This is a genomic window from Pelomonas sp. BJYL3 (assembly GCF_027257975.1).
GTDB lineage: Bacteria > Pseudomonadota > Gammaproteobacteria > Burkholderiales > Burkholderiaceae_C > Roseateles_B > Roseateles_B flavus.
In genome coordinates, this window is the sequence record NZ_JANZKX010000001.1 from 871,577 (window position 1) to 892,118 (window position 20,542).

General features: G+C 71.0%; 23 protein-coding genes. 6 read left to right on the forward strand and 17 right to left on the reverse strand.

Going from position 1 to position 20,542, the window contains the following annotated elements; genetic code table 11:
- The first annotated feature begins 111 nt into the window (after nucleotides 1–111).
- The 5 genes from O9Y01_RS03825 to O9Y01_RS03845 all read left to right on the forward strand — a co-directional run bounded on the left by O9Y01_RS03825 (nucleotide 112) and on the right by O9Y01_RS03845 (nucleotide 3,530).
- Nucleotides 112–873, forward strand: coding sequence for a helix-turn-helix transcriptional regulator (locus tag O9Y01_RS03825; RefSeq protein WP_269630155.1), 762 nt, complete (start codon nucleotides 112–114; stop codon nucleotides 871–873).
- Between the two features lie 31 nt (nucleotides 874–904).
- Nucleotides 905–1,459 carry a hypothetical protein gene (locus tag O9Y01_RS03830; protein WP_269630156.1) on the forward strand — a complete coding sequence of 185 codons (555 nt, stop codon included), beginning with the start codon at nucleotides 905–907 and terminating at the stop codon, nucleotides 1,457–1,459.
- A gap of 132 nt (nucleotides 1,460–1,591) precedes the next feature.
- A complete protein-coding gene (locus tag O9Y01_RS03835; protein ID WP_269630157.1) occupies nucleotides 1,592–2,539 on the forward strand; it encodes a CysB family HTH-type transcriptional regulator in 948 nt (315 codons plus the stop codon).
- Nucleotides 2,540–2,701: 162 nt separating this feature from the next.
- Nucleotides 2,702–2,920 (forward strand): TOBE domain-containing protein, encoded by a 219-nt coding sequence (locus O9Y01_RS03840; RefSeq protein WP_269630158.1) that lies wholly within the window; start codon nucleotides 2,702–2,704, stop codon nucleotides 2,918–2,920.
- Between the two features lie 10 nt (nucleotides 2,921–2,930).
- Entirely contained in the window at nucleotides 2,931–3,530 is a 600-nt protein-coding gene (locus O9Y01_RS03845; protein ID WP_269630159.1) for an RBBP9/YdeN family alpha/beta hydrolase, read from the forward strand.
- 37 nt (nucleotides 3,531–3,567) lie between these two features.
- On the opposite strand, the gene O9Y01_RS03850 is transcribed toward O9Y01_RS03845, so the two are convergent.
- From O9Y01_RS03850 to ccmA, 17 genes are all read right to left on the reverse strand, one after another.
- Nucleotides 3,568–4,632: an ABC transporter ATP-binding protein gene (locus O9Y01_RS03850; RefSeq protein ID WP_269630160.1), complete on the reverse strand. Its 1,065-nt coding sequence runs from the start codon at nucleotides 4,630–4,632 to the stop codon at nucleotides 3,568–3,570.
- Nucleotides 4,625–6,367, reverse strand: coding sequence for an ABC transporter permease (locus tag O9Y01_RS03855; RefSeq protein WP_442952703.1), 1,743 nt, complete (start codon nucleotides 6,365–6,367; stop codon nucleotides 4,625–4,627). Before O9Y01_RS03855 ends, O9Y01_RS03850 begins: the two co-directional genes overlap by 8 nt.
- A 26-nt stretch (nucleotides 6,368–6,393) precedes the next feature.
- The gene (locus O9Y01_RS03860) at nucleotides 6,394–7,488 is read right to left on the reverse strand and encodes an ABC transporter substrate-binding protein (protein WP_269630161.1); all 1,095 of its coding nucleotides are present in this window, start codon (nucleotides 7,486–7,488) and stop codon (nucleotides 6,394–6,396) included.
- Between the two features lie 24 nt (nucleotides 7,489–7,512).
- Nucleotides 7,513–8,556, reverse strand: a complete 1,044-nt coding sequence (locus O9Y01_RS03865; RefSeq protein WP_269630162.1) for a porin — start codon at nucleotides 8,554–8,556, stop codon at nucleotides 7,513–7,515.
- Nucleotides 8,557–8,702: 146 nt separating this feature from the next.
- Nucleotides 8,703–9,719: a tripartite tricarboxylate transporter substrate binding protein gene (locus O9Y01_RS03870; protein ID WP_269630163.1), complete on the reverse strand. Its 1,017-nt coding sequence runs from the start codon at nucleotides 9,717–9,719 to the stop codon at nucleotides 8,703–8,705.
- Nucleotides 9,720–9,828: 109 nt separating this feature from the next.
- Nucleotides 9,829–11,268, reverse strand: coding sequence for a sensor histidine kinase (locus tag O9Y01_RS03875; protein ID WP_269630164.1), 1,440 nt, complete (start codon nucleotides 11,266–11,268; stop codon nucleotides 9,829–9,831).
- The gene (locus O9Y01_RS03880; protein ID WP_269630165.1) at nucleotides 11,265–11,930 is read right to left on the reverse strand and encodes a response regulator; all 666 of its coding nucleotides are present in this window, start codon (nucleotides 11,928–11,930) and stop codon (nucleotides 11,265–11,267) included. Before O9Y01_RS03880 ends, O9Y01_RS03875 begins: the two co-directional genes overlap by 4 nt.
- Nucleotides 11,931–11,982: 52 nt before the next feature.
- The gene (locus tag O9Y01_RS03885; protein WP_269630166.1) at nucleotides 11,983–13,173 is read right to left on the reverse strand and encodes a sigma-54 interaction domain-containing protein; all 1,191 of its coding nucleotides are present in this window, start codon (nucleotides 13,171–13,173) and stop codon (nucleotides 11,983–11,985) included.
- A 321-nt stretch (nucleotides 13,174–13,494) separates the two neighbouring features.
- Entirely contained in the window at nucleotides 13,495–14,085 is a 591-nt protein-coding gene (locus O9Y01_RS03890; protein ID WP_269630167.1) for a tetratricopeptide repeat protein, read from the reverse strand.
- Complete coding sequence (locus O9Y01_RS03895; protein WP_269630168.1) at nucleotides 14,082–14,510, reverse strand: cytochrome c-type biogenesis protein; 429 nt, start codon at nucleotides 14,508–14,510, stop codon at nucleotides 14,082–14,084. The genes O9Y01_RS03890 and O9Y01_RS03895 overlap by 4 nt, the downstream gene beginning before the upstream one ends.
- Nucleotides 14,511–14,513: 3 nt before the next feature.
- Nucleotides 14,514–15,068, reverse strand: a complete 555-nt coding sequence (locus O9Y01_RS03900) for a DsbE family thiol:disulfide interchange protein (RefSeq protein WP_269630169.1) — start codon at nucleotides 15,066–15,068, stop codon at nucleotides 14,514–14,516.
- Nucleotides 15,065–17,062, reverse strand: a complete 1,998-nt coding sequence (locus tag O9Y01_RS03905; protein WP_269630170.1) for a heme lyase CcmF/NrfE family subunit — start codon at nucleotides 17,060–17,062, stop codon at nucleotides 15,065–15,067. Before O9Y01_RS03905 ends, O9Y01_RS03900 begins: the two co-directional genes overlap by 4 nt.
- Nucleotides 17,059–17,502, reverse strand: a complete 444-nt coding sequence (ccmE, locus tag O9Y01_RS03910; protein ID WP_269630171.1) for a cytochrome c maturation protein CcmE — start codon at nucleotides 17,500–17,502, stop codon at nucleotides 17,059–17,061. Before ccmE ends, O9Y01_RS03905 begins: the two co-directional genes overlap by 4 nt.
- Entirely contained in the window at nucleotides 17,499–17,672 is a 174-nt protein-coding gene (gene ccmD, locus O9Y01_RS03915) for a heme exporter protein CcmD (RefSeq protein ID WP_269630173.1), read from the reverse strand. The genes ccmE and ccmD overlap by 4 nt, the downstream gene beginning before the upstream one ends.
- Nucleotides 17,669–18,445 (reverse strand): heme ABC transporter permease CcmC, encoded by a 777-nt coding sequence (gene ccmC / locus O9Y01_RS03920; RefSeq protein ID WP_442952704.1) that lies wholly within the window; start codon nucleotides 18,443–18,445, stop codon nucleotides 17,669–17,671. Before ccmC ends, ccmD begins: the two co-directional genes overlap by 4 nt.
- Before the next feature lies 1 nt (nucleotide 18,446).
- Entirely contained in the window at nucleotides 18,447–19,115 is a 669-nt protein-coding gene (gene ccmB / locus O9Y01_RS03925; protein WP_269630175.1) for a heme exporter protein CcmB, read from the reverse strand.
- A gap of 20 nt (nucleotides 19,116–19,135) precedes the next feature.
- The gene (gene ccmA / locus O9Y01_RS03930) at nucleotides 19,136–19,810 is read right to left on the reverse strand and encodes a cytochrome c biogenesis heme-transporting ATPase CcmA (protein ID WP_269630176.1); all 675 of its coding nucleotides are present in this window, start codon (nucleotides 19,808–19,810) and stop codon (nucleotides 19,136–19,138) included.
- A gap of 183 nt (nucleotides 19,811–19,993) precedes the next feature.
- On the opposite strand from ccmA, the gene O9Y01_RS03935 reads away from it, so the two are divergent.
- The gene (locus O9Y01_RS03935; protein ID WP_269630177.1) at nucleotides 19,994–20,479 is read left to right on the forward strand and encodes a GreA/GreB family elongation factor; all 486 of its coding nucleotides are present in this window, start codon (nucleotides 19,994–19,996) and stop codon (nucleotides 20,477–20,479) included.
- Nucleotides 20,480–20,542 lie beyond the last annotated feature (63 nt).

The window sequence follows — 20,542 nt, forward strand, 5'->3', positions numbered from 1 at the left end:
CATGGGGCCCGGGTCATCGTGTTGACACAGGAAAGCCTTCTGATCACAGCCGTGATGCAGCCCTGCCGCTGCCGGGCTGAGATAGGGAGTTATTTGTTCTAAGAGATTGGTATGTCTAATATTCACGCCACGACCGGAGAACTGGAAACCCTCTCGAAAATCATCAACGAAATCCGCCCTTCGGCAGATTTCATTGATCAGCTGGACCAATTCACCCAGCGCCTCAACGAGGTGATTCCATTCAAGCGCTGTCTGCTGCTCCACGAGCGCGAGGGCAAGTCCCTTTCCAGGGGTTTTGCTTATTACAACGGAGGACGGGACGAGGGGTTTGTCGGGCAATCCAAGCTGAGCAGTGCCATCGGTATCGAGGCCTACAGCGCGCGCTTTGCCAAATTCAACCAGATCGACCACGCCTTCCAGTGGGCCAGCCGGGATCACCTGGACCTGGGCGTGCCCGAGGGCTCCAATGAGCTGCTGAGCCGCATGCAGGGCCGCTCGGGCCTGGCCGCCAGCGTGCGCTCGGCCATTTCGGGCACGGATGACGTCCACACCTTCTGGCAGTTCGAATGCGACGAGGTCGGCGTGCAGCACCCGCTGCTGCTGAGCTTTGTGGCCTTCTACCTGCATTCCACGTTCACCCTGCACGCGGTGGACCACCAGGTGAAGGACGACTTCTTCGGCATCAACCTGACCAACAAGGAACGGGACGTCCTGCGTTGGGTGGTGGAGGGCAAGACCTCCTGGGAAATCGGTCGCATCCTCTACACCTCGGAGCGAACCGTGAAATTTCACCTGAAAAACGTTTACGCGAAACTCAATGTCTCGAATCGGGCCCAGGCCGTGGCCGTGGTCAACCGGCTGAGGCTCATTTGATTCAAGGGCGCATGCGCTACGCTGCGCCCCCATGAGCAAGTCTTACGTCGATGCCAATTACCGCTTCATCGCGGCCTACCAGGAAGTCAATGCCCGCGTGACGCAGCGCCAGCAGGTGCTGGCGCTGTACGTCAGCCTCGTCGTGAGTCTGCTGGCCGCCCTGGTCGCGCTGCGGCCCGCGCCGGGACAGACCGCGGCCCCCGTCGAGTGGCTGATCCTGGGCTTTCCCGTGGCCTCCCTGTGCCTGGCCTTCCTCAACGCCAAGGCCGAGCGCGCCATCACCAATCTGCGCCAGTTCCTGGCCCAGATGGAGCAGCTGGACGAGGCCCATCGGCGCCTGCCCAGCTACAACACCGACCCCCACTGGTCCGCCGGGGCCAACCGCGCGCGCCGCTTCCACGACTACACCGCCGCCGTGCTCGCCACCTTCGGCAATGGCGCGGGCCTGGGCGCCGCGCTGGACATCTACGGCCAACGCCTGCAGGGCCAGGCCTGGTCCGTCGCCCTGGCGGTGGGCCTGGCCGCCCTGTCCCTGCTGGTGCTGGTGCTGACGCCCCGGTGGAGCTACCGGCCCGGCGCGGCCTGAGCCAGCTGGCCCGCGGCTCGCCTTGGGCCGCATCGCATTGCAGCGGTGCCTTCACATGCTTTGCGTTTTTTCTTGGAGGACAGGGCCGGCCCGCCTCGCAAAAATGAAAAGCGCATAACGAGAAGGCACTCCATGAATTTCCAGCAACTCCGATCCGTCCGCGAAGCCCAGCGCCGTGGCTTCAATCTCACCGAGGTGGCCGCCGCGCTGCACACCTCCCAGCCGGGCGTCAGCCGCCAGATCCGGGAGCTGGAGGACGAGCTGGGCATCGAAATCTTCATGCGCGCCGGCAAGCGCCTCACGGGCCTCACCGACCCGGGCCGCAATGTGCTGCCCATCGTCGAGCGCCTGCTGCAGGAGGCCGAGAACCTGCGCCGCGCCGGGGACGACTTCGCCCGCGCCGGCCGCGGCGTACTGCGCATCGCCGCCACACACAGCCAGGCGCGCTACGCCCTGCCCCCGGTGGTGCGCGACTTCCGCCTCAGCCATCCCGAGGTGGAGCTGACCCTGCAGCAGGGCTCGCCGCAGCAGGTCGCCCGGCTGCTGCTGGACGGCGAGGCCGACATCGGCATCGCCACCGAGGCCCTGGCCCAGTACGAGGAGCTGGTCGCCCTGCCCTGCTACCGCTGGACCCACACCGTGGTCACGCCGCTCAACCATCCGCTGGCCGAGGCCCAGCGCCGCGGCGAGACGCTCACGCTGCAGCGCCTGGCCGACTACCCCATCGTGACCTACGAGACCGGCTACACCGGCCGCTCCCACATCGACCAGGCCTTCAAGGCCGCGGGCCTGGCCCCGCACGTGGTGCTGGCCGCCATGGACGCAGACGTGATCAAGACCTACGTGGAGCTGGGCCTGGGTGTGGGCATCGTCGCGGCCATCGCCTATGACGACGAGCGCGACCGCCACCTGGCCGCCCACGACGCCCGCCATCTCTTCGCCGACAACATGACCCGCCTGGCCCTGCGGCGCGACGCCTACCTGCGCGACTACGCCTACGCCTTCATCGAGACCTTCGCGCCGCCCTGGACCCGCGAGGCCGTGCAGGGTGTCCGTGAGGGTCAGGTCTTGCCCGCCTGAGCGGCCGCTGCCTTCGGCGCGTCACGCATGAGCTGCTGCGCTTTGCTTCCTTCCGCCCTTGCGCGGTGCTGCCTAAGCTGGAGCCCATGTCCTGCCGTGATTCCCGGGCCCATCGCCCCACGGCAGCCGCTCACCGCCCATCATCGCCACACAGGAGCTTCCATGAGCATCACCGCCATCAATGTGCGCAACCAGTTCCGCGGCACCGTCAAGGAAATCATCGAGGGGCCGGTCGTGTCCGAGGTGGATGTGCTGACGCCCGGCGGACTGATCGTCACCTCCGTCATCACCACGCGCTCGATCAAGGACCTCGACCTGGCTGTGGGCCGGGAAGTGGTGGCCCTGGTCAAGTCGACCGAGGTCTCGATCGCCACGCTCTGAGGAGACCGCCATGGCCTACCGCGCCCCCCGCCTGCTCATCATTCCCGGCCTGCACGACAGCGGCCCCGCCCACTGGCAGACCTGGCTGCAGCAGCAGTACCGGGACTCGCGCCGCGTCGTGCAGCGCGACTTCAGCCACCCCGACCTGCCGCGCTGGGCCGAGCGCATCCAGCGCACGCTGGAGAGCGCCTCGCGCGAGCAGGCCGGCGGTGAGTGGATCGCCGTGGCCCACAGCTTCGGCTGCCTGGCCCTGGCCCGCCACCTGGCCGACCATGCCGACACGCCCATCCGCCAGGTGCTCTTCGTGGCCCCGGCCGAGCCAGACAAGTTCGGCCTGGCCGAGGCCCTGCCCCACCACCGCCTGGCCGTGCCCAGCAGCCTCGTCGCCAGCCAGAACGACCCGTGGATGAGCGCCGCCAGCGCGCTGCGCTGGGCCAGCCGCTGGGGCGCCAGCTACAGCAACCTGGGCGCGGTGGGACACATCAACACCGAGTCCGGCTTCGGCCCCTTCCCGCTCGCCCGGCGCTGGGTGGAGGCGGCACGGGCCCGTGCCGCCCGCGAGCAACGGCCGGCGCATGCGGCGATCCAGGAGTGGCGCTTCGCCGTCTGAGCGCCCGGACGAAGCACGCAGGGCGAAGCGCGCCGGCCTAGGCCGCGTAGGCCCAGCAGGCCTCGGCGGGCAGGTCCACCCAGTAGTCGCGGCCGGCCTCGCGAGGCTGCTGGCCGAAGGCGCGCAGACGCAGCCCGCTGCTCTCGAGCAGATACTCCCAGCGGTCGCCCAGGTACATGGACGTGATCATGCGGGCCTGCATGCGGTTGGGCCCCGGTTCGTCGGCCACGCCCACGCGCTCCAGGCGGATGACCACCTGCGCCTTGTCGCCCACCCGCAGCGGGCTGCGGCTGCGGGCCAGCAGCGAGCCGGCCGGCCCCTGCAGGCGGACCTCGTCGGCACCGACCTGGTCCACGGTGGCCTCGAACCGGTTGTTGCTGCCCATGAACTCGGCCGTGTAGAGGGTCTGCGGCGCGCCGTAGAGCTCCTGCGGCGTGCCCTCCTGCTCGATGCGGCCATTGCGCAGCAGCAGGATGCGGTCGCTCATGGCCATGGCCTCGGTCTGGTCGTGGGTCACGCACAGGGCGGAAAGGTTGAGCCGCACGATCAGCGCGCGCAGCCAGGCCCGGGCCTCCTCGCGCAGCTTGGCATCGAGGTTGGACAGCGGCTCGTCCAGCAGGATCACCGGCGGGTTGTAGACCAGGGCCCGCGCGATGGCCACGCGCTGCTGCTGGCCTCCGGAGAGCTGGAAAGGGTAGCGCTCGCCCAGGTGGCCCAGGCCGAGGTTGTCCAGTGCGGCCTGCACGCGCTCCTTCACCTCGGCCGCGGGCACCTTGCGCAGCACCAGTCCGTAGCCCACGTTCTGCGCCACGGTGCGGTGCGGCCACAGGGCGTAGGACTGGAAGACCAGCCCCAGCGAGCGGCGCTCGGCCGGCTGGTCGATGCCGCGGGCGGCGTCGTAGAGCGCCTCGCCGTCCAGCAGGATGTTGCCCTGGGAGGGGTGCTCCAGGCCCGCCACGGCGCGCAGCAGCGTGGTCTTGCCGCTGCCCGAGGCGCCCAGCAGCGAGACCACCTCGCCGGCCTTGAGCTTGAAGGAGACGCCCTGCAGCACCGGCACGGTGCCGTAGCCCAGGTGGATGTCATTGACGACGAGCTTAGTCATGGAGCTTCACCCCGAAACGCAGTGCCACGGCCAGACCCAGGCTGACCATGACGATGTTGATGACAGACAGCGCGGCGACCAGGTCCGTGGCGCCCGAGGCCCACATGGACACCAGCAGCGCGCCGATGACCTCGGTGCCCGGCGAGAGCAGGTAGACGCCGGTCGAGTACTCGCGCTCGAAGATCAGGAAGACCAGCAGCCAGCTGGACAGCAGGCCAAAGCGCACCAGGGGCAGGGTCACGTGCCGGCTCACCTGCGAAGCCGTGGCACCCACGGTGCGGGCCGCTTCCTCGAGATCGGGACCGACCTGCAGCAACGCGCTCTGCACCACGCGCTGCCCGTAGGCCAGCCAGATCACGGTGTAGGCGATCCAGATGGCGAACATGGAGTTGCGCCATTCCTTGAGGCCCGGCACGAAGAGGAAGACCCACAGAAAGGCCAGGCCCGCCAGCAGGCCCGGCACGGCGCGCGGCACCAGCACCAGGTAGTCCATCAGCTTGGTGGCCAGGTCATTGCGGCGGTGGCCGGCAAAGGAGATGGCCGTGTAGCAGGCCACCGCCAGCGCGCCGCCGATCACGCCCATCCCCAGGGTGTTGAGGATGGCGCGCACCAGGTTGTCCTGCTCGAAGACATCCACGTAATGCTGCAGCGTGAAGGCCTCGACCAGCGAGATGCCCTCGCCCCACTGCGACACCAATGAGCGCAGCACCACGCCCGACACCGGCACGAGGACCGTGAGGAACAGCCACAGCGCGACGATGCCGATCGCCAGCCAGCGCCAGCCGCCCAGGCGCAGCGGCACCTGGCGGCCGCCCTTGCCCTTGATGGACACGTACTTGCTGGCGCTGCGCAGCAGGCGGCGCTGCAGCAGCACCAGGGGGAAGGTGACGAGCACGATCAGCACCGCGACCACGGCCATCAGGTGGTAGGACGGCGAGCCCAGCTTGCTGGCCAGCTTGTACATATAGGTCGTCAGCACCAGGTAGCCATTGGGATCGCCCAGCACCAGGGGCAGGCCGAAGACCTCGAAGCCCAGGAAGAAGACCAGCACCCCCGCAAAGAGGATGGAGGGCATGACCATGGGCAGGCTCACATCGCGAGCCACCCGCAGCGGCGAGGCGCCGGCCACGCGGGCGGCCTCCTCCACGTCGCTGCCCAGGTTGCGCAGCGCGGCCGAGGCGTAGAGGTAGACGTGCGGCACATGGGTGAGCCCCGCGATGACCGCGATGCCGCCGATGGAGTACACGTCCCACCACTCCGGCCCGAAGGCCTGGCGCCACCACAGCGTGTAGATGCCGCTGGGGCCGGCGGCCACCACATAGCCCAGGGCCAGCACCACGGCCGAGACGAAGATGGGCGTCAGCAGCAGCGGCTCGATCCAGCGCCGGCCCGGCAGGTCGGTGCGCACCATCAGAAAGGCCAGCAGCGCGCCCAGGGGCACCGCGATGCCCACCATGCCGCCGGCGATCAGCAGCGAGTTGCGCAGCGCGTACCAGAAGTCCGGGTCGTCGAAGACGAAGCGGTAGGCGTCCAGCGAGACCTCATGGCGGGGCATGAAGAAGGGCGCGGACAGCAGGCTCTGGTACGCGATCATGGCAAGCGGCAGCAGCACCACCAGCACGGTGATGCTGATCACCAGGGCGCGGAGGATCGCCGGGCCGCCCGGGAGTCCCGGGCGTCCTGCGAGTCCTGGCCATCGGGCCCGCTGGCGCGGCAAGGGTTGTGTCATGGGCATCACGGTCACTCCCGGGGGTCAGGTCTTCACTTGCGCGCGACGTAGGAGCGCCAGGTCTTGATGAACTCGAGGCGCTTGCCCTGCTCCAGGTAGGTCAGCAGGCTCTGGTCGATGCCGATGGGGCGCAGGCTCAGGCCCATCTCCTTCTGCAGGGTCTGGGCCGTCATCTCGCCTTCCACGTCGGAGCGGATCGAGTACAGCTCGGAGGCCGTGGACAGCGTGGTCTGGCCGCGCCGCGAGAGCAGGTAGTCCATCCACAGCCTGGCCGCGTTGGGGTTCTTAGCGCCCTTGGCGATGAAGGCCACGCGGCTCATCACCAGGGTGTGGTCCTTCAGCAGCACGTAGCCGATGTTGCTGTCCTTCTTGGCCCGGGCGTGGGCGTAGGAGGTGATCATGTTGTAGCCCAGCAGCTGCTCGCCCGAGGAGATGCGCTCCATCATCGTGCTGCTGGAGGACTGCAGCTTCACACCCGCGCCGGCCATGGCCTTGACCACGTCCCAGGTCAGGGCCGCGTTCACGTGCACGTCCGCCGTCAGGTAGAGGAAGCCCACGCCGGCCTTCTCGATGTCGTAGGTCGTGACCTTGCCCTGGAAGCGCGGATCGGCCAGCAGCTTGACGAGGTCGGCATGGGTCTTGGGCAGGTCGGCCGCGGGCAGCAGGCGCTTGTTGTAGACCAGGCCCAGGGGCTCGAAGGTCGTGCCGTAGGCCGTCTTCTGGTAGACGGCCCAGGCCGGCAGCGCGCGGCTCTCGATGGACTCATACGGCTGCGCATAGCCGTCGGCCACCAGCTTGACGGCCTGGTCCATGGCGGAGTTCCAGACCACGTCGGCGCTGGTGGTGCCGGCCGCCGTCTCGCTGATGAAGCGGTTGAACAGCTCCACGCTGTTCATGTCCATGTACTCGACCTTGACACCGGGGTAGAGGCTCTCGAACTCCTTGACCAGGGGCTTGCCGGCGGCGGCGTCGGTGGGCGTGTAGATCGTGACCTTGCCCTCCTTCTTTGCCGCGTCGATGACAGCCTGGTAGCTCGCCGGGTAGCCGGCAGGCACCTGGGCCAGTGCAGCGCAGGACAGGGCCGTGGCGGCCAGTGCCAGGCAGGTGCGTCGGGTGATGTTGTTCATGAATGACTCCTCGCAGGGCGGGCTTCAGAAGCGGTGCTGGATGCCCAGGCCGAAGCTGGACTGGGTGTCGTCGAAGGCGGGGTCGTCGCGCGAGACGCTCACCACGCCGCTCTTGGCGCCGGCGCTGGCGGCCACGGCATAGAGCCAGGTGCGCTTGGACAGCGCGTACTTGGCGCGCAGGGCCAGCAGGTGCGGGTTCTCCGGCGTGGCGGGGCCGCTCTTGATGGACTGGAAGTAGTAGACCGGCGTGAGGTCCAGCTGCGGGGTGACGGCCCAGGTGACGCCGACCCAGCCGAGCGTGCTCTTCTGCTCGACACCGGTGGTGGGCGTCTTCTTGTACTGGCGCAGGCCCACGAAATACTTCACCGGCTTCATGTCGTAGCTCAGGGCCAGGTGGGTCGTCTGCTCCTTGCTGGTGGCGCCGGTCTGGTGGTCGCGCTGGTCCAGCACCAGCACGGCGCCCAGGCCATCGGCCTCGTAGACGGCGCCGAGGGCGGCATAGCGGCCGGTGGAGGCCCCCTCGCCCGCGGCCACCGTGGCACCCAGCTTCACGGGCCCGAACTTGCCTTCGTACTTGATGAGGTTGGGCGCGCCGGTGATCATGCCGTCCTTGCGCGTGCCGGCGGCGCCGGCCGAGGTAGCCCAGGAATAGAAGGGCGCATAGCCCATGGGGTCGAAGGGCAGCAGGAAGTCGTAGGCCGTCGTGTAGGACCGGCCGGCGACCACGCGGCCAAAGGCGCCCTGCAGACCCACATTGGCCTGGCGACCCCAGAAGTTGGAGCCCGCGGCGCCGGTGTCCATGCCGACCTCAGCCTCCAGGTTGAACACGGCGCTCAGGCCGCCACCCAGGTCCTCGCTGCCGCGCAGGCCCCAGCGCGAGGTGTTCATACCGCCCGAGGTCACCGAGGTCCGGCTGCCGCCCGTGGCCGACATGTGGTTGCGGTGCTCGACGATCACGTCGGCGATGCCGTAGATGCTCACCGAGCTCTGGGCCACGGCGCCCAGCGGCGCCACCAGGCACAGGGCGGCGAGGCCGCAGGCGGTCAGGGGATGGAAGCTCTTGTTCATGGATGTCTCCGTTGGTCTTGGGGTCAGGAAAAGGCAGTCGGGACGGCTGGACAGGGCGCGGTCAGGCCTTTGCAGGCAACACCTGACCCCGGCCTGTCCCTCACGACAGGCCCGCGTTGTGCAGGCAGGAAGGGGTCAGGCGCCCGTCATCGGCGCAGGCCGAAGCGGTCGGCGATGTCGGCGAAGCGCCGGGTCTGGTCGTCGAGGTAGGCCTGCAGGGCGGGCCCGGTCAGGGCCAGGGGGAACAGGCCATGCTCGGCCCGCAGCTTCTCGAAGGCCGCACTGGCCATCAGCTGCTCGAAGCGCTGGCTCCAGGCCTGGAAGGCGACATCCGGGACCTTGGGCCCCATGTAGAAGCCGCGCACGCTGGGCCAGACGATGTCCACGCCCTGCTCCCGGGCCGTGGGGACCTGGGCCAGCAGGCCCGGCAGGCGCTTCTCGGACATCACGGCCAGCACCCGGAAAGGCCCTTTGGGCGGCAGCTTGTCCGCGACCTCGGAGGCATCGCCCGCATAGACCTGCACATGCCCGGCCTTCAGCGCCGCCGTGGCCTCGCCGCCGCCCTCGAAGGCCACGAAGCGCATGGCCTTGTGATCCACGCCGGCCGCCGCAGCCACCAGGGCCGACTTGACCCAGTCCTGGCTGCCGATGGTGCCGCCAGCCGCGAAGGTGACCCGGGCCGGGTTGTCCTTCAGCGCCGCCAGCAGCTCCGGCAGGGTCTTCCACGGGGACTGGCTGCTCACCAGCACGATGCCGTAGTCCGCCCCGACGGCGGCCAGCCAGCGCACATCGCGCAGGCTGTGCCGGCCGAAGCGGCCATGGACCAGGTTGAGCAGGGAGCCGCTGGAGAAGGCGACCAGGGTCTGCTCCTCGGCGGGGCGTCGGGCGGTGATGGTGTCGAAGGCGATGGCCCCGACGCCGCCGGGCATGTAGCTGATGTGCAGCGGCGCCAGTCCCAGGCCAGCCTGGCCGAAGGCCGCACGGGCCAGCTTGCAGGTCAGGTCGAAGCCGCCGCCGGGCTTGGCGGGGGCGATGCACTCGGGTGCCGTCGTCGGCGTCGGCGTCGGCGTCTGCGTTGGCGTCTGCGTCTGGGCCCGGGCCCCTGGCGCAAGCACCAGGGTCGCCAGGACCAGCGCAGCCATCCATGGGAAGGCTTTGAGCATGTCGTCTCCATGCGGTGATCTGTGCCGTCCCCCGGGAGCCGGGGCCATGGGGAACGGTCTGCCACCTGCTATGGCTGCACTCTACGAAGTCGCGCCTTTCAGTCGCCTTTCAGTGGCCGACAGCCTGCAACGGCAGCCGCAGAGACACCGCGGTGCCCCGCTCGCCGCCGTCCGGCGAGAGCTGGGCCGCGCAGATCTCCAGCCGGCCGTGATGCCGCTGCATGACGGCCCGGACGATGGCCAGGCCCAGGCCCGAGCCCGGCTGCTCCACATTGCTGCCGCGGAAGAAACGCTCGCCGGCCCGGGGCCGTTCGGCGGCGGGAATGCCGGGGCCGTCGTCGACCACGCGGATGCAGGCGCCCTCGGCGTCGGCGAACACCTGCACCGTCACCTGGCCCCCGGGCTGCACGTAGCGCAGGCTGTTGTCCAGCAGGTTCAGCAGGGCCTCGCGCAGCTGGCCCGCATGGCCCAGCACCGTGAGGGGCGCGGGCGCGGGCTCCAGGCCCAGGTCGACCCCCGCGGCCCGCGCGGCGGGCCAGCTCTCGCGCGCGCAGCGCTCGGCCAGGGCGTTCAGCTCCAGCGGCTCCATCTGCACCTCGGCCGTGTCGGCGCGGGCCAGGGCCAGCATCTGGTTGGTACGCCGCACCGTGTCCTCGATCTGCGACTTGAGCGCCGCCAGCGCCTCGGAGACCCGCGCCGGGTTCTGTTCGCGCAGGGCATAGCCCACCAGGGTGGACAGCGTGGCCAGCGGCGTGCGCAGCTGGTGCGAGGCGTCGTCCACGAAACGGCGCCGGCCCTCGATCAGCTCGCGCTGGCGCTGCAGGTGGTGGTTGATGGCGGCGACCAGGGGCGCGGCGTCGGCGGGCACCTGGGTCTCGTCGACGGGGGAGAGATCGTCCTCGGAACGCGCCTCCACCTCGCGCCGCAGCCGCTCCAGCGGCTGCAGGGCCCAGCCGATGACCAGGGCCAGCGTGGCCATCACCACCACGATGGTCAGCGCATCCCGGGCGATGGCCTGGAAGAGCAGGCCGCGCGAGAACTCGTTGCGCGAGTTGGTGGACTCGGCCACCTGGATCACCAGCCGGCGCCCCGGGCGTTCCGGGTCCAGCTCGCGGGACAGCGCCCCCACGCGCACCGGCTCGCCGAAGTACTCCGCATCGATGAACTGCGGCACGCCCAGGGCCAGACCCTGGGCCGGCAGGGGCAGGCCCGCATTGCCGATCTCGACCAGGCCGTCGTCCGTGCTGACCCGGAAGAAGACCTGGCCGCTGGCCGTCAGCTCGAAGAACTCCAGCAGGCGGTAGGGCAGTTCGACGGACAGGCCGGTGTCCGTGGACACATTGCTGTCGATGGCCTTGATGGCGCCCAGCAGCGAGCGGTCATAGGCCGCGTTGGCCGCCTGCAGACCCGTCTTCCAGGTCAGGGCGGACTCGATGCTGACCATGACCAGCATGATGGGCAGCGCAAGGGTCAGCAGCGTCCGACGCACGCTGAACCGGTGCCAGGCCGTTGGCAGGTGCGGCAGCGTCAGCGGCCAGCGCACGCTCATGCAGGCTCCAGGACATAGCCCAGACCGCGCAGCGTGGTGATGCGCACCTTGCCCGACTCCAGGCGCCGGCGCAGCCGGTGCACGAGCACCTCGACCGCCTCGGGCCGCACGTCCTGCTCGTCCGAGAACAGGCGCTCCAGGATCTCCTGCTTGGAGAGCGGCTCGCCGCTGTGCTGGATGAGGGTGCGCAGGACCGCATGCTCGCGCGGAGACAGGGCCAGGGCCTCGCCGTCCAGCGTGAACTGCTTGCTCGCGGCGTCATAGCTCAGCGGCCCGCAGCTGAAGCGCGGCTGCTCGCGCCCGCGCGAACGGCGGATCAGGGCCACGAGCCGGGCCTCCAGCTCCTCGATCTCGAAGGGCTTGGCGAGGAAGTCGTCCGCGCCCTCGTGCAGGGTGCTCACGCGCTCGGCGAGCGAATCGCGCGCCGTCAGCACCAGCACGGGCACCCGCGAGTCGGCCTTGCGCAGCTGACTCAGGACCTCATGACCGCCCAGGCCCGGCAGGCCCAGGTCCAGGATGAGGGCGTCGTAGCGCGTGGCGTGCAGCTGGCCGGCCACCAGGCGGCCGTCGTCGACCCAGTCCACGACGAAGTCGCTCTGCCGCAGGGCGCGGACCAGCCAGTCGGCAAGGGCACGTTCGTCTTCGGCAAGGAGCAGGCGCATGGCGGCAATGCTAGCCCAGGCGTGGAGCCGGCCCAAGCCAGGGGCCGCATCTTCAGCGCCAGGCTGAGGGCGCGGCGCCCTGCCCGGCTGGCGGGGCGGCCAGGCCGGCGCCCGTGTCGCCGGCCTCTGCGGCGGCCTCCGCGCGGATGAGCCCATGCCGCTTGAGCAAGGTCCGCGCGGTGTTGCGCGTCACTCCCAGCTGCCGCGCCGTCTGCACCTGGTTGGACTGGGCGTGGGCGTAGGCCGTGCGGATCAGCGCTGCCTCGACTGCCTCGTACAGGGCCGGCCGGCCTTCGTGCAGCAGCTCGCGGAAGGCATCGGCCAGGCGCTGCAGCGGGTCGGAGGCCGCGCCGGCCTGCGCCAGGGCGGCGTCGGCCGTGAGGGCGGACGCTGGCAGGGCCGCGCTCCATTCGCCAGCAACGGCCTCGGCGCTCATCGGCGTCAGGGGGCTGAGGCGCAGGTCCTCGGGCTCGATCTGGTCGCCGCGCGCGACGATCAGCGCGTAGTGGATGACGTTCTCCAGCTCGCGGATATTGCCCGGCCAGCCGTAGTGCAGCAGGGCCTTGACCGAGGCCGGGCTCAGGCCCGCATCCGGCCGGCCCTGGCGCTGGCAGTACTGGTGGATGAAGTGCTGGGCCAGCGGCAGGATGTCGCCCGGCCGCTGGCGCAGGGCGGGCAGCACCAGGGTGGCCACGCTGAGGCGGTAGTAGAGGTCCGCGCGGAAGTGCTGGGCCTCGACGGCGCGGGCCAGGTCGATATTGGTGGCAGCCACCAGACGCACGTCCAGCGGGATGGGCCTGCGCGAGCCCAGGCGCACCACCTGGCGCTCCTGCAGCACGCGCAGCAGCTTGACCTGCAGGCCCAGCGGGAGGTCGCCGATCTCGTCCAGGAAGAGCGTGCCGCCGTTGGCCGCCTCGAACCAGCCCGCCCGCGCGCCGGAGGCGCCGGTGTAGGCGCCGCTCTCGTGACCGAAGAGCTCGGCGTCGATCAGGGACTCGCTGAAGGCGCCGCAGTTCACCGCCACGAAGGGGCCCGGGCGACCGCTGCAGTGGTGCAGGTGACGAGCCACCAGCTCCTTGCCGGTGCCGGTCTCGCCGATGATCAGCGCGGTGGCATCGCTGCAGGCCACGCGCTCCACCTGGGCCAGCAGGCGCAGGGACGCGGGGTCGTGGAACACCAGGGCCTTGGCCCGGATGGACAGCGGGGCCGACGGGCTTTGCGGCAGGGTCAGGACGCGCTCCATGATTCTTCTTCTGTGATGGGATGGCAGAACGCTCACCTTACGTGCGAAGACCGCGCAGGCCAACGTCCAAATGTGTTGCCCCATATGCGCAGACTGCCTGTCCCTCGCCGACCCAAAAAAATGCCGGCGCGAGGCCGGCATCTCAAAGGAAGCTCGGGGCGCCACCGGTCATGCAAACCCGTTGGCCGAGGCCTCCTACCCCATGAAGATCGGACTTCGCTGGTCCAGGAGCAAGGTCTGCATGATGGAAGCGATGGGGCCGCGAGGGAAGGAAGCAGGCCGAGCATGCATATGCCGCCGGCGCAGGAGGGCCCGCCGCACTCAGGGCCGCGGCGCGCCGGCCTTCTCGATGCTGGCCTGGATGTCGCGATGCAGCGCCGTGCCCGGCAGCACCTGGTCCAGCACGCGCTGCCACAGCCGGCGCGCCTCCTGCGGGCGGCCGGCCTCCAGTGCGATGCCGCCGGCCAGGGCCAGGGCCTGCAGATGGTTCGGGTCGGCCTGCAGCGCGCGCTGCACCAGCCCGGCGGACTCGCCCCGCAGCTGCCGCTGGCCCTGCTGCAGCGCCAGCACCAGGGCCAGCTCGCACAGGGCGTCGGCATCGGCGGGCTGCTGGCGCAGCAGCTGGCGGTAGGCCTGGACGGCGGCCTCGTGGCGCTCCAGGGTCTCATAGGCGCGGGCGAGGCGGCGCCAGCCTTGCACATCGGCCGGCTCTGCGGCCAGGCGGTCGGCCAGGCGCTGGACCATGGCCTCGATGTCGGGGGCCGCTGGCGGCGCGGCCGCCGATGGCGCGGCTGCGGGCGCCTGCCAGAGCAGGCCGCCCTGCCCCGTCTGCCGATGGCTCAGGGTGGCGAGGGTCGCGGCCAGCAGCAAGGCCGCGGGCAGGCGCCAGGCCGGCGGTCCGAGGGCGCTCATGGGAGCTGGTCCTCGGTCACGTCCGCCCGCGCATTCACTGGCGAGCGCAGCTGCCGGCCCAGCAGCAGCAGGCCCAGCAGCAGCAGCAGGGCCGGCCCGAACCACAGCAGGCCGGTGCGGGCCTGCAGGCGCGGGCGGTACAGCACGGCCTCGCCGTAGCGCTGCACCATGAAGTCCAGCACGGCTTCGTCGCTGGCGCCGGCCTGCAGCTGCTCGCGCAGGACCTGCTTGAGGTCCGTGGCCAGCTCGGCGGGGGAATCGGCCAGGCTCTGGTTCTGGCACACCACGCAGCGCAGCTGGGCAGCCAGGGCCTGGAAGCGTTGCTCGAAGGGCTCGCCCTGCTGCGCGGCGGCACCGGCGCCCAGTGCCAGGCTCAGCAGCAAGACCTGACCCCATCGCCGGACCACCTCGTGTCGTCTCGTCATGACTCACTCCTCTCTCAGCCGCTGCAGCAGCGGCAACCACTCCCGCGCCAGCAGCTCGGCCGTCAGCGGCCCGGCATGCCTGGCGCGCACGCGGCCTGTCTTGTCGATCACGAAGGACTCCGGCACGCCGTAGACGCCCCAGTCGAGCCCGGTGCGCCCCTTCGCATCCAGCAGCACCTGGGCGAAGGGATTGCCCTGGTCCTGCAGCCAGGCGGCGCCGGCCGAGTCCTTGTAGTTCAGCCCCACCAGCGGCCAGCCCTCGCGCTGCAGACGCAGCAGCTGGCCGTGCTCCTGCCGGCAGGGATCGCACCAGGAGGCCCAGACATTGAGCACCCAGACCCGGCCCGCCAGCGCCTGGGCGTCGAAGCGCCGGGCCGGATCGTCCAGGCGGGGCAGGTCCAGCGCTGGCGCAGGCCGGCCGATCAGGGGCGATGGCAGGGGCGCGTCCGCGGCGCGGGGCTGGCGCAGGCCCAGGGCCAGCAGGGTGATCAGCGCCACCAGGGCCAGCAGCGGCACCCAGAGGCGGCGCGGCGGGGGAGATTCGGGCAACGCATTCATTCGCAGGCTCCGATCGGCCGGGACCAGCGAGCGGGGTCAGGTCTTGCCGTCTCCACGACCTCACGGCGCTGCCGGCGTGGCGCACCGGCCCACAGCGCGCCCAGGCCCATCAGCGCGGCGCCCAGCCACAGGGCCGTCATGCCGGGCTTGACCTGCAGGCGCAGGCCCCAGGCGCCCTGCGGCTGGGCCTCGGCGAGCGAGAGGTAGAGGTCGCGCCACAGGCCCCGCTCGATGGCGGCCTCAGTCATGGGCATGGACTGCACCGGATAGAAGCGCTTCTCAGGCCGCAGCTGCGCAATCCGCCGGCCCTCGGACCACACCTCGAAGCGCGCCTGCGCCGCGATGTAGTTGGGCCCCTCCACGCGCTGCAGGTCCAGGAAGCGGAACTCCAGCCCCGCGAGGGTGGCGCTCTCGCCGGGCCGCAGGGCCAGGTCCCGGCTCTGCTCCAGGCTCTTCACCGCACCAACGCCCAGCACGAAGACCGCCAGGCCGACGTGCGCCAGCCACTGGCCCCACAAGGCGCGCGGCGTGCGCTGCCAGCGGGCGGGCCAGGGGCGATCCGCCTGCGTCTGCCAGTGGGCCCAGGCCTGCGCGCCGGTGGCCAGCAGCAGCCACAGCGCCAGGGCCAGGCTCAGGCTGGCCAGCAGCGAGTAGCGCAGGGCCAGGCCCAGCAAGGCACCGCCCAGCAGCGCGCCCAGCAGCAGGCCGCGCACCCGCCGCCACAGGGCCCGCCCCTCGAAGTGGCCCCAGGGCACGAAGGGCGCCAGGCCGGCCAGGGCCAGCAGCGGCAGGGCCAGCGGCACGAAGACGGCCTCGAAGTAAGGCGCGCCCACGCTGATGCGCTCGCCGAGCATCACGTCCAGCGCCAGCGGATACAGCGTGCCCAGCAGCACCGTGGCCGCGCTGGCGCACAGGAAGACGTTGTTGAGCAGCAGCAGGCTCTCGCGCGAGGCCGGCGCCACGGGATCGCCGCGGCCCAGGGCCGGCGCGCGCCAGGCGTAGAGCAGCAGAGGGACGCCCACGGCCAGGCCCAGCAGGAGCAGCAGCACGCTGCCGCGCATCGGGTCGCTGGCGAAGGCGTGGACCGAGCTCAGCACGCCGGAGCGCACGAGGAAGGTGCCCAGCAGCGAGAGCGCGAAGCCCAGCAGCGCCAGCAGCAGGGTCCAGTGCCGGAAGCGGTCCCGCTTGAGGGCCACGGCCAGCGAGTGCACCAGGGCCGCGCCGATCAGCCAGGGCATGAAGCTGGCGTTCTCCACCGCATCCCAGAACCACCAGCCGCCCCAGCCCAGCTCGTAGTAGGCCCAGAAGCTGCCCAGCAGGATGCCGGCGCTCAGGCAGGCCCAGGCGCGCAGGGCCCAGGGCCGCAGACGCTGGGCCTCCGCACGGCCGAAACGGCCCTGCCACAGCGCGGCCACCGCCTGCGCGAAGGCCACGGCAAAGCCCACATAGCCCATGTACAGCAGCGGCGGATGGAAGACCAGGCCCGGGTCCTGCAGCAGCGGGTTCAGGTCCCGGCCGTCGGCGGGCGCGGGCCAGTGACGCTCGAAGGGGTTGGAGCTGAAGAGCAGAAAGGCCAGGAAGCCCGTGGCGATGGCGCCCAGCACGGCCAGGGCCCGGGCCTCGAAGGCACGGGCCTCGCCCTGCGCCCCCTCATGCCGCCCCGACCACAGCAAGGCCGCCTGCCACAGGCCCAGCATCCACACCCACAGCAGCAGGGAGCCCTCGTGGCCGCCCCAGCTGCCCGCCAGGCGGTAGGCCAGAGGCAGGCGGGTGTTGGCATGCGCGGCCACGTAGCGCAGGGAGAAGTCGTTCTGCGCAAAGGCCCACAGCAGGGCAGCAAACGCCGCCGTGAGCGCCGCCACCTGTGCGCCGGCCAGCGTGCGCACCGGCAGCCAGGGCGCGGACGCCCGGCCGCGGCCCAGCACCGACAAGGTCTGCGCCAGGGCCAGCCACAGCGCGGCATGCAGGGCCCAGTGGCCCCATTCGATGATCATGGCCGTCCTTCCTTCTCCGCCTGACCTGCCTGGATGGCCCGCGCGGCCTCGGGCGGCATGTAGTTCTCGTCGTGCTTGGCCAGCACCTCGTCGGCGATGAAGAGGCCTGCAGGGTCCAGCCGGCCCTGGGCGACCACGCCCTTGCCCTCCTTGAAGAGGTCGGGCAGCAGGCCGCGGTAGTGCACCGCCACGCGCCGGACCTGGTCCGTCACGACGAAGCGCGTGTCCAGGCCGCCGGCCGAGCGCTGCAGGCTGCCGGCCTCCACCAGGCCACCCAGGCGGAAGGCCCGGCCCTGCGGCACCTCCCCCGCCTGCACCTGGCTGGGGCTGAAGAAGAAGACCAGGTTCTGGCGGAAGGCCGAGAGCACCAGCGCGCCCGCCCCGCCCAACAGCAGCACGATCAGGGCCAGCGCCAGGCCGCGCTTTTGGCGGGGGCTCATGGCCGGTCTCCCGGCCAGCGCCGGCGTTGCGCCCGCTGCAAGGCCAGCTCCAGCAGCAGCACCGCCAGCGTCAGGCCGAAGGAAGTCCACACGAAGCGGCCCTGGCCGCCCATGGCGAGGAAGTCCTGCCAGTCGCGCCAGAAGGGGGTCACGAGGAGGTGCCAGCTCATGGCGCAGCCCCCGGCAGCCCGCCCAGGCGCCGCAGCAGCAGGCCCTGGAAGCGGCCCAGCACCACACCCGCCACCTGCGCCCACAGCGCGGCCGTGCACAGCAGCAGGCCCAGCAGCATCAGGCCGGCCATGCTGGGCGCGGCGTCCAGCTTGATGGAGGCGCCCTGGTGCAGGGTGTTCCACCAGCGGACCGAGAAGTAGATGACCGGCACGTTCAAGGCCCCCACGAGGGCCAGCAGCGCCACGGCGCGGTCCGCCCGGCGCTCGTCCTCGATGGCCGACTGCAGCGCCAGCACGCCGAGGTAGAGGAACAGCAGCAGCAGTTCGGAGGTGAGCCGCGCGTCCCACACCCACCAGCTGCCCCAGGTCGGCTGGCCCCACAGCGCGCCGGTCAGCAGGGCCAGGGCCGTGAGCAGCGCGCCGCTGGGCGCCAGCGCGCGGACCATCACGAAGGACACGCGGGTGTTCAGCACCCAGCCCAGCGCGGCCCAGAAGGCCATGGCGAGGTACAGCACCATGGACAGCCAGGCCGCGGGCACATGGACGAAGATGATGCGGTACGCCTCGCCCTGCTGGTGGTCCGTGGGCGCGACGCCGAGACCGATCCACAGCCCCAGCAACCATAGCAGGGCAGCGGCCCACAGCAGCGGCGCACGCAGGCGCCCGGCGAGTTGGAAGGCCTGGCGGGGCGAGGCATAGCGGCGCCAGCCGCCGGGCGTGGGGCTCGCAGGCGCGCGTGCCGGCGCGGTGCGGAGGATCGAAGTCATGGTCATGTCATTCCAGGGCCAGGCCCAGGGCCGCGCTGGCGGTCCAGGGCGCCAGGGCCAGGGCCAGCAGGCTGAGGCCGGCCAGCAGTTGCAGATGGGCTTGGGCCGGCAGGCCGGCCTGCACGGCGGAGACGGCGCCGGCCCCGAAGACCAGGGCAGGCGCATAGAAGGGCAGGCTCAGCAGCGCCACCAGCACCGCTCCACCGCGCGTGCCCAGGCTCAGCGCCGCGAACACCGCGCCCAGCAGGCTCAGGCCCGGCGTTCCCAGCAGCAGGCTCCACAGCAGGCTGTGCAGGGCTTCGGTCGGCAGGCCGTACTGCAGGGCCAGCAGCGGGGCCAGCAGCAGCAAGGGCAGGCCGCTGAGCAGCCAGTGGGCCGCGCACTTGACCCCCACCAGCAGCCAGCGCGGCTGGGGCGCGAGCCAGAGCTGCTCCAGGCTGCCGTCGGCATGGTCGGCCGCGAAGAGCCGCGGCAGGCCCAGCAGCGTGGCCAGCAGCGCAGCGATCCAGATCAGGCCCGGCGCCAGACGCTGCAGCAGCTGCGGCTCGGCACCCACGCCCAGAGGCACGAGGGCGGTCACTGCCGCGAAGAAGGCCAGTGCGCCCAGCACATCGGCCGGGTGGCGCCAGGCCAGCAGCAGCTCGCGCCTCAGCAGGGTCAGGGTCCAGGCCGTCATCGTGGATTCAACTCGCGGGCTCAGTGCCAGTGGTCCCAGGCCGACGCGGCCGCTGCGGGCCGGCTCTGTTCCAGCGGCGCCAGCGCCAGCGTGGCGTGATGCGACAGGGGCAGGTCCACCGCCTGGTGCGTGGTGTAGGCCAGCAGGGCGCCCTCCTCCACCAGCTGGCCCAGGCGCTGGGCCAGGCCCTGGCCGGCTTCGGCATCGAGGGCATCGAAGGGTTCGTCCAGCAGCAGCACCTGGGGTCGGGCGGGCAGGAAGAGCCGCGCCAGGCTCACGCGCTTGCGCTGGCCCTGCGAGAGCTGGCGCACCGGCAGGTGCAGGCCTTCGCGCAGGCCCGTCGCACGCAGGGCCCGCACCACGTGCTCGGCGCACACGGCGGCGCCGGCCACGCGGGCGGCCAGCAGCAGGTTCTCGGCGGCGCTGAGATCGTCCTTGAGGCCGCTCTGGTGGCCGCAATAGACCAGACCGCGCTGCCAGCGCTCGCGCTGGGCCTGCAGCGGCTGCTCCTGCCACAGCAGCTCGCCCGCCACCGGCTCGCCCAGGCCCGCCAGCAGTCGCAGCAGGCTGGACTTGCCCACGCCGTTGGCGCCCCGCACATGCAGGGCCTCGCCTGGCGCGAGGCTGAAGCTGAGGTTCTCGAAGAGCAGGCGATCGCCGCGGGCGGCGGCCAGGTGCAGGGCGCGTAGCGTCATGGCAAGGGCCTCGGAAGTGGAAGGACCCCGGGGCCACGGCGCCTCGTGGGCGGCCGCAGCGAACCGGGACCTTCACTCTAGGAGGCCGGGCCCGCGGGCCCAAGCGATGCAATTGCAGATGGATATGCAGCCAGCGCTCAACACTTAAAATCTGCCCCCGCTTGCTCAAGAGGCCTGCCATTCATGACTGACAAATCCTTGCTGCAGCAGCAGGTGCTGGAACGGCTCGCCGACGACCTGCTGCAAGCCGAGCAGGCAGCACGCGTGGCCCATGAAACGGCGACGCATGAAGAGAACATCGCCGAGAACAAGTACGACACCCTGGGCCTCGAGGCCGCCTACCTGGCCACCGGCCAGGCGCGCCGCGCCGAAGCCATCCGCCAGGCGATGAGCCATTGGCGCCAGTTCCGCCCGCGCCCCTACGACCCGAGCCAGGGCATCCAGCTCGGCGCGCTGGTCTGCCTGTCCGACGCCGAGGGCGAGCAGCAACTGCTCTTTCTCGGCCCGGACGGCGGCAGCATGAAGCTGCCAATCGGCGATCAGCTCGTGCAGGTCATCAGCAGCGAAGCCCCCCTGTGCAGGGCCATGCTGGGGAAGTGCGAGGGGGATGAGGTGACGCTGAGGGTGGCTTCCCTCCCGCAGCAGTGGGAGGTGATGTGGGCCCGGTAGGGCGAGAGGGAGCGCAAGGCTCGTGGTGTTGCCGCCGGGTGAGAGGCTGCGCTGCAGCGGGTG

What these genes read in the sequence shown, in the direction of transcription:
- O9Y01_RS03825 (WP_269630155.1), top strand. Translation starts at nt 112, where the DNA reads ATGTCTAATATTCACGCCACGACCGGAGAACTGGAAACCCTCTCGAAA.
- O9Y01_RS03830 (WP_269630156.1), top strand. Translation starts at nt 905, where the DNA reads ATGAGCAAGTCTTACGTCGATGCCAATTACCGCTTCATCGCGGCCTAC.
- O9Y01_RS03835 (WP_269630157.1), top strand. Translation starts at nt 1,592, where the DNA reads ATGAATTTCCAGCAACTCCGATCCGTCCGCGAAGCCCAGCGCCGTGGC.
- O9Y01_RS03840 (WP_269630158.1), top strand. Translation starts at nt 2,702, where the DNA reads ATGAGCATCACCGCCATCAATGTGCGCAACCAGTTCCGCGGCACCGTC.
- O9Y01_RS03845 (WP_269630159.1), top strand. Translation starts at nt 2,931, where the DNA reads ATGGCCTACCGCGCCCCCCGCCTGCTCATCATTCCCGGCCTGCACGAC.
- O9Y01_RS03850 (WP_269630160.1), bottom strand. Translation starts at nt 4,632, where the DNA reads ATGACTAAGCTCGTCGTCAATGACATCCACCTGGGCTACGGCACCGTG.
- O9Y01_RS03855 (WP_442952703.1), bottom strand. Translation starts at nt 6,367, where the DNA reads ATGCCCATGACACAACCCTTGCCGCGCCAGCGGGCCCGATGGCCAGGA.
- O9Y01_RS03860 (WP_269630161.1), bottom strand. Translation starts at nt 7,488, where the DNA reads ATGAACAACATCACCCGACGCACCTGCCTGGCACTGGCCGCCACGGCC.
- O9Y01_RS03865 (WP_269630162.1), bottom strand. Translation starts at nt 8,556, where the DNA reads ATGAACAAGAGCTTCCATCCCCTGACCGCCTGCGGCCTCGCCGCCCTG.
- O9Y01_RS03870 (WP_269630163.1), bottom strand. Translation starts at nt 9,719, where the DNA reads ATGCTCAAAGCCTTCCCATGGATGGCTGCGCTGGTCCTGGCGACCCTG.
- O9Y01_RS03875 (WP_269630164.1), bottom strand. Translation starts at nt 11,268, where the DNA reads ATGAGCGTGCGCTGGCCGCTGACGCTGCCGCACCTGCCAACGGCCTGG.
- O9Y01_RS03880 (WP_269630165.1), bottom strand. Translation starts at nt 11,930, where the DNA reads ATGCGCCTGCTCCTTGCCGAAGACGAACGTGCCCTTGCCGACTGGCTG.
- O9Y01_RS03885 (WP_269630166.1), bottom strand. Translation starts at nt 13,173, where the DNA reads ATGGAGCGCGTCCTGACCCTGCCGCAAAGCCCGTCGGCCCCGCTGTCC.
- O9Y01_RS03890 (WP_269630167.1), bottom strand. Translation starts at nt 14,085, where the DNA reads ATGAGCGCCCTCGGACCGCCGGCCTGGCGCCTGCCCGCGGCCTTGCTG.
- O9Y01_RS03895 (WP_269630168.1), bottom strand. Translation starts at nt 14,510, where the DNA reads ATGACGAGACGACACGAGGTGGTCCGGCGATGGGGTCAGGTCTTGCTG.
- O9Y01_RS03900 (WP_269630169.1), bottom strand. Translation starts at nt 15,068, where the DNA reads ATGAATGCGTTGCCCGAATCTCCCCCGCCGCGCCGCCTCTGGGTGCCG.
- O9Y01_RS03905 (WP_269630170.1), bottom strand. Translation starts at nt 17,062, where the DNA reads ATGATCATCGAATGGGGCCACTGGGCCCTGCATGCCGCGCTGTGGCTG.
- ccmE (WP_269630171.1), bottom strand. Translation starts at nt 17,502, where the DNA reads ATGAGCCCCCGCCAAAAGCGCGGCCTGGCGCTGGCCCTGATCGTGCTG.
- ccmD (WP_269630173.1), bottom strand. Translation starts at nt 17,672, where the DNA reads ATGAGCTGGCACCTCCTCGTGACCCCCTTCTGGCGCGACTGGCAGGAC.
- ccmC (WP_442952704.1), bottom strand. Translation starts at nt 18,445, where the DNA reads ATGACCATGACTTCGATCCTCCGCACCGCGCCGGCACGCGCGCCTGCG.
- ccmB (WP_269630175.1), bottom strand. Translation starts at nt 19,115, where the DNA reads ATGACGGCCTGGACCCTGACCCTGCTGAGGCGCGAGCTGCTGCTGGCC.
- ccmA (WP_269630176.1), bottom strand. Translation starts at nt 19,810, where the DNA reads ATGACGCTACGCGCCCTGCACCTGGCCGCCGCCCGCGGCGATCGCCTG.
- O9Y01_RS03935 (WP_269630177.1), top strand. Translation starts at nt 19,994, where the DNA reads ATGACTGACAAATCCTTGCTGCAGCAGCAGGTGCTGGAACGGCTCGCC.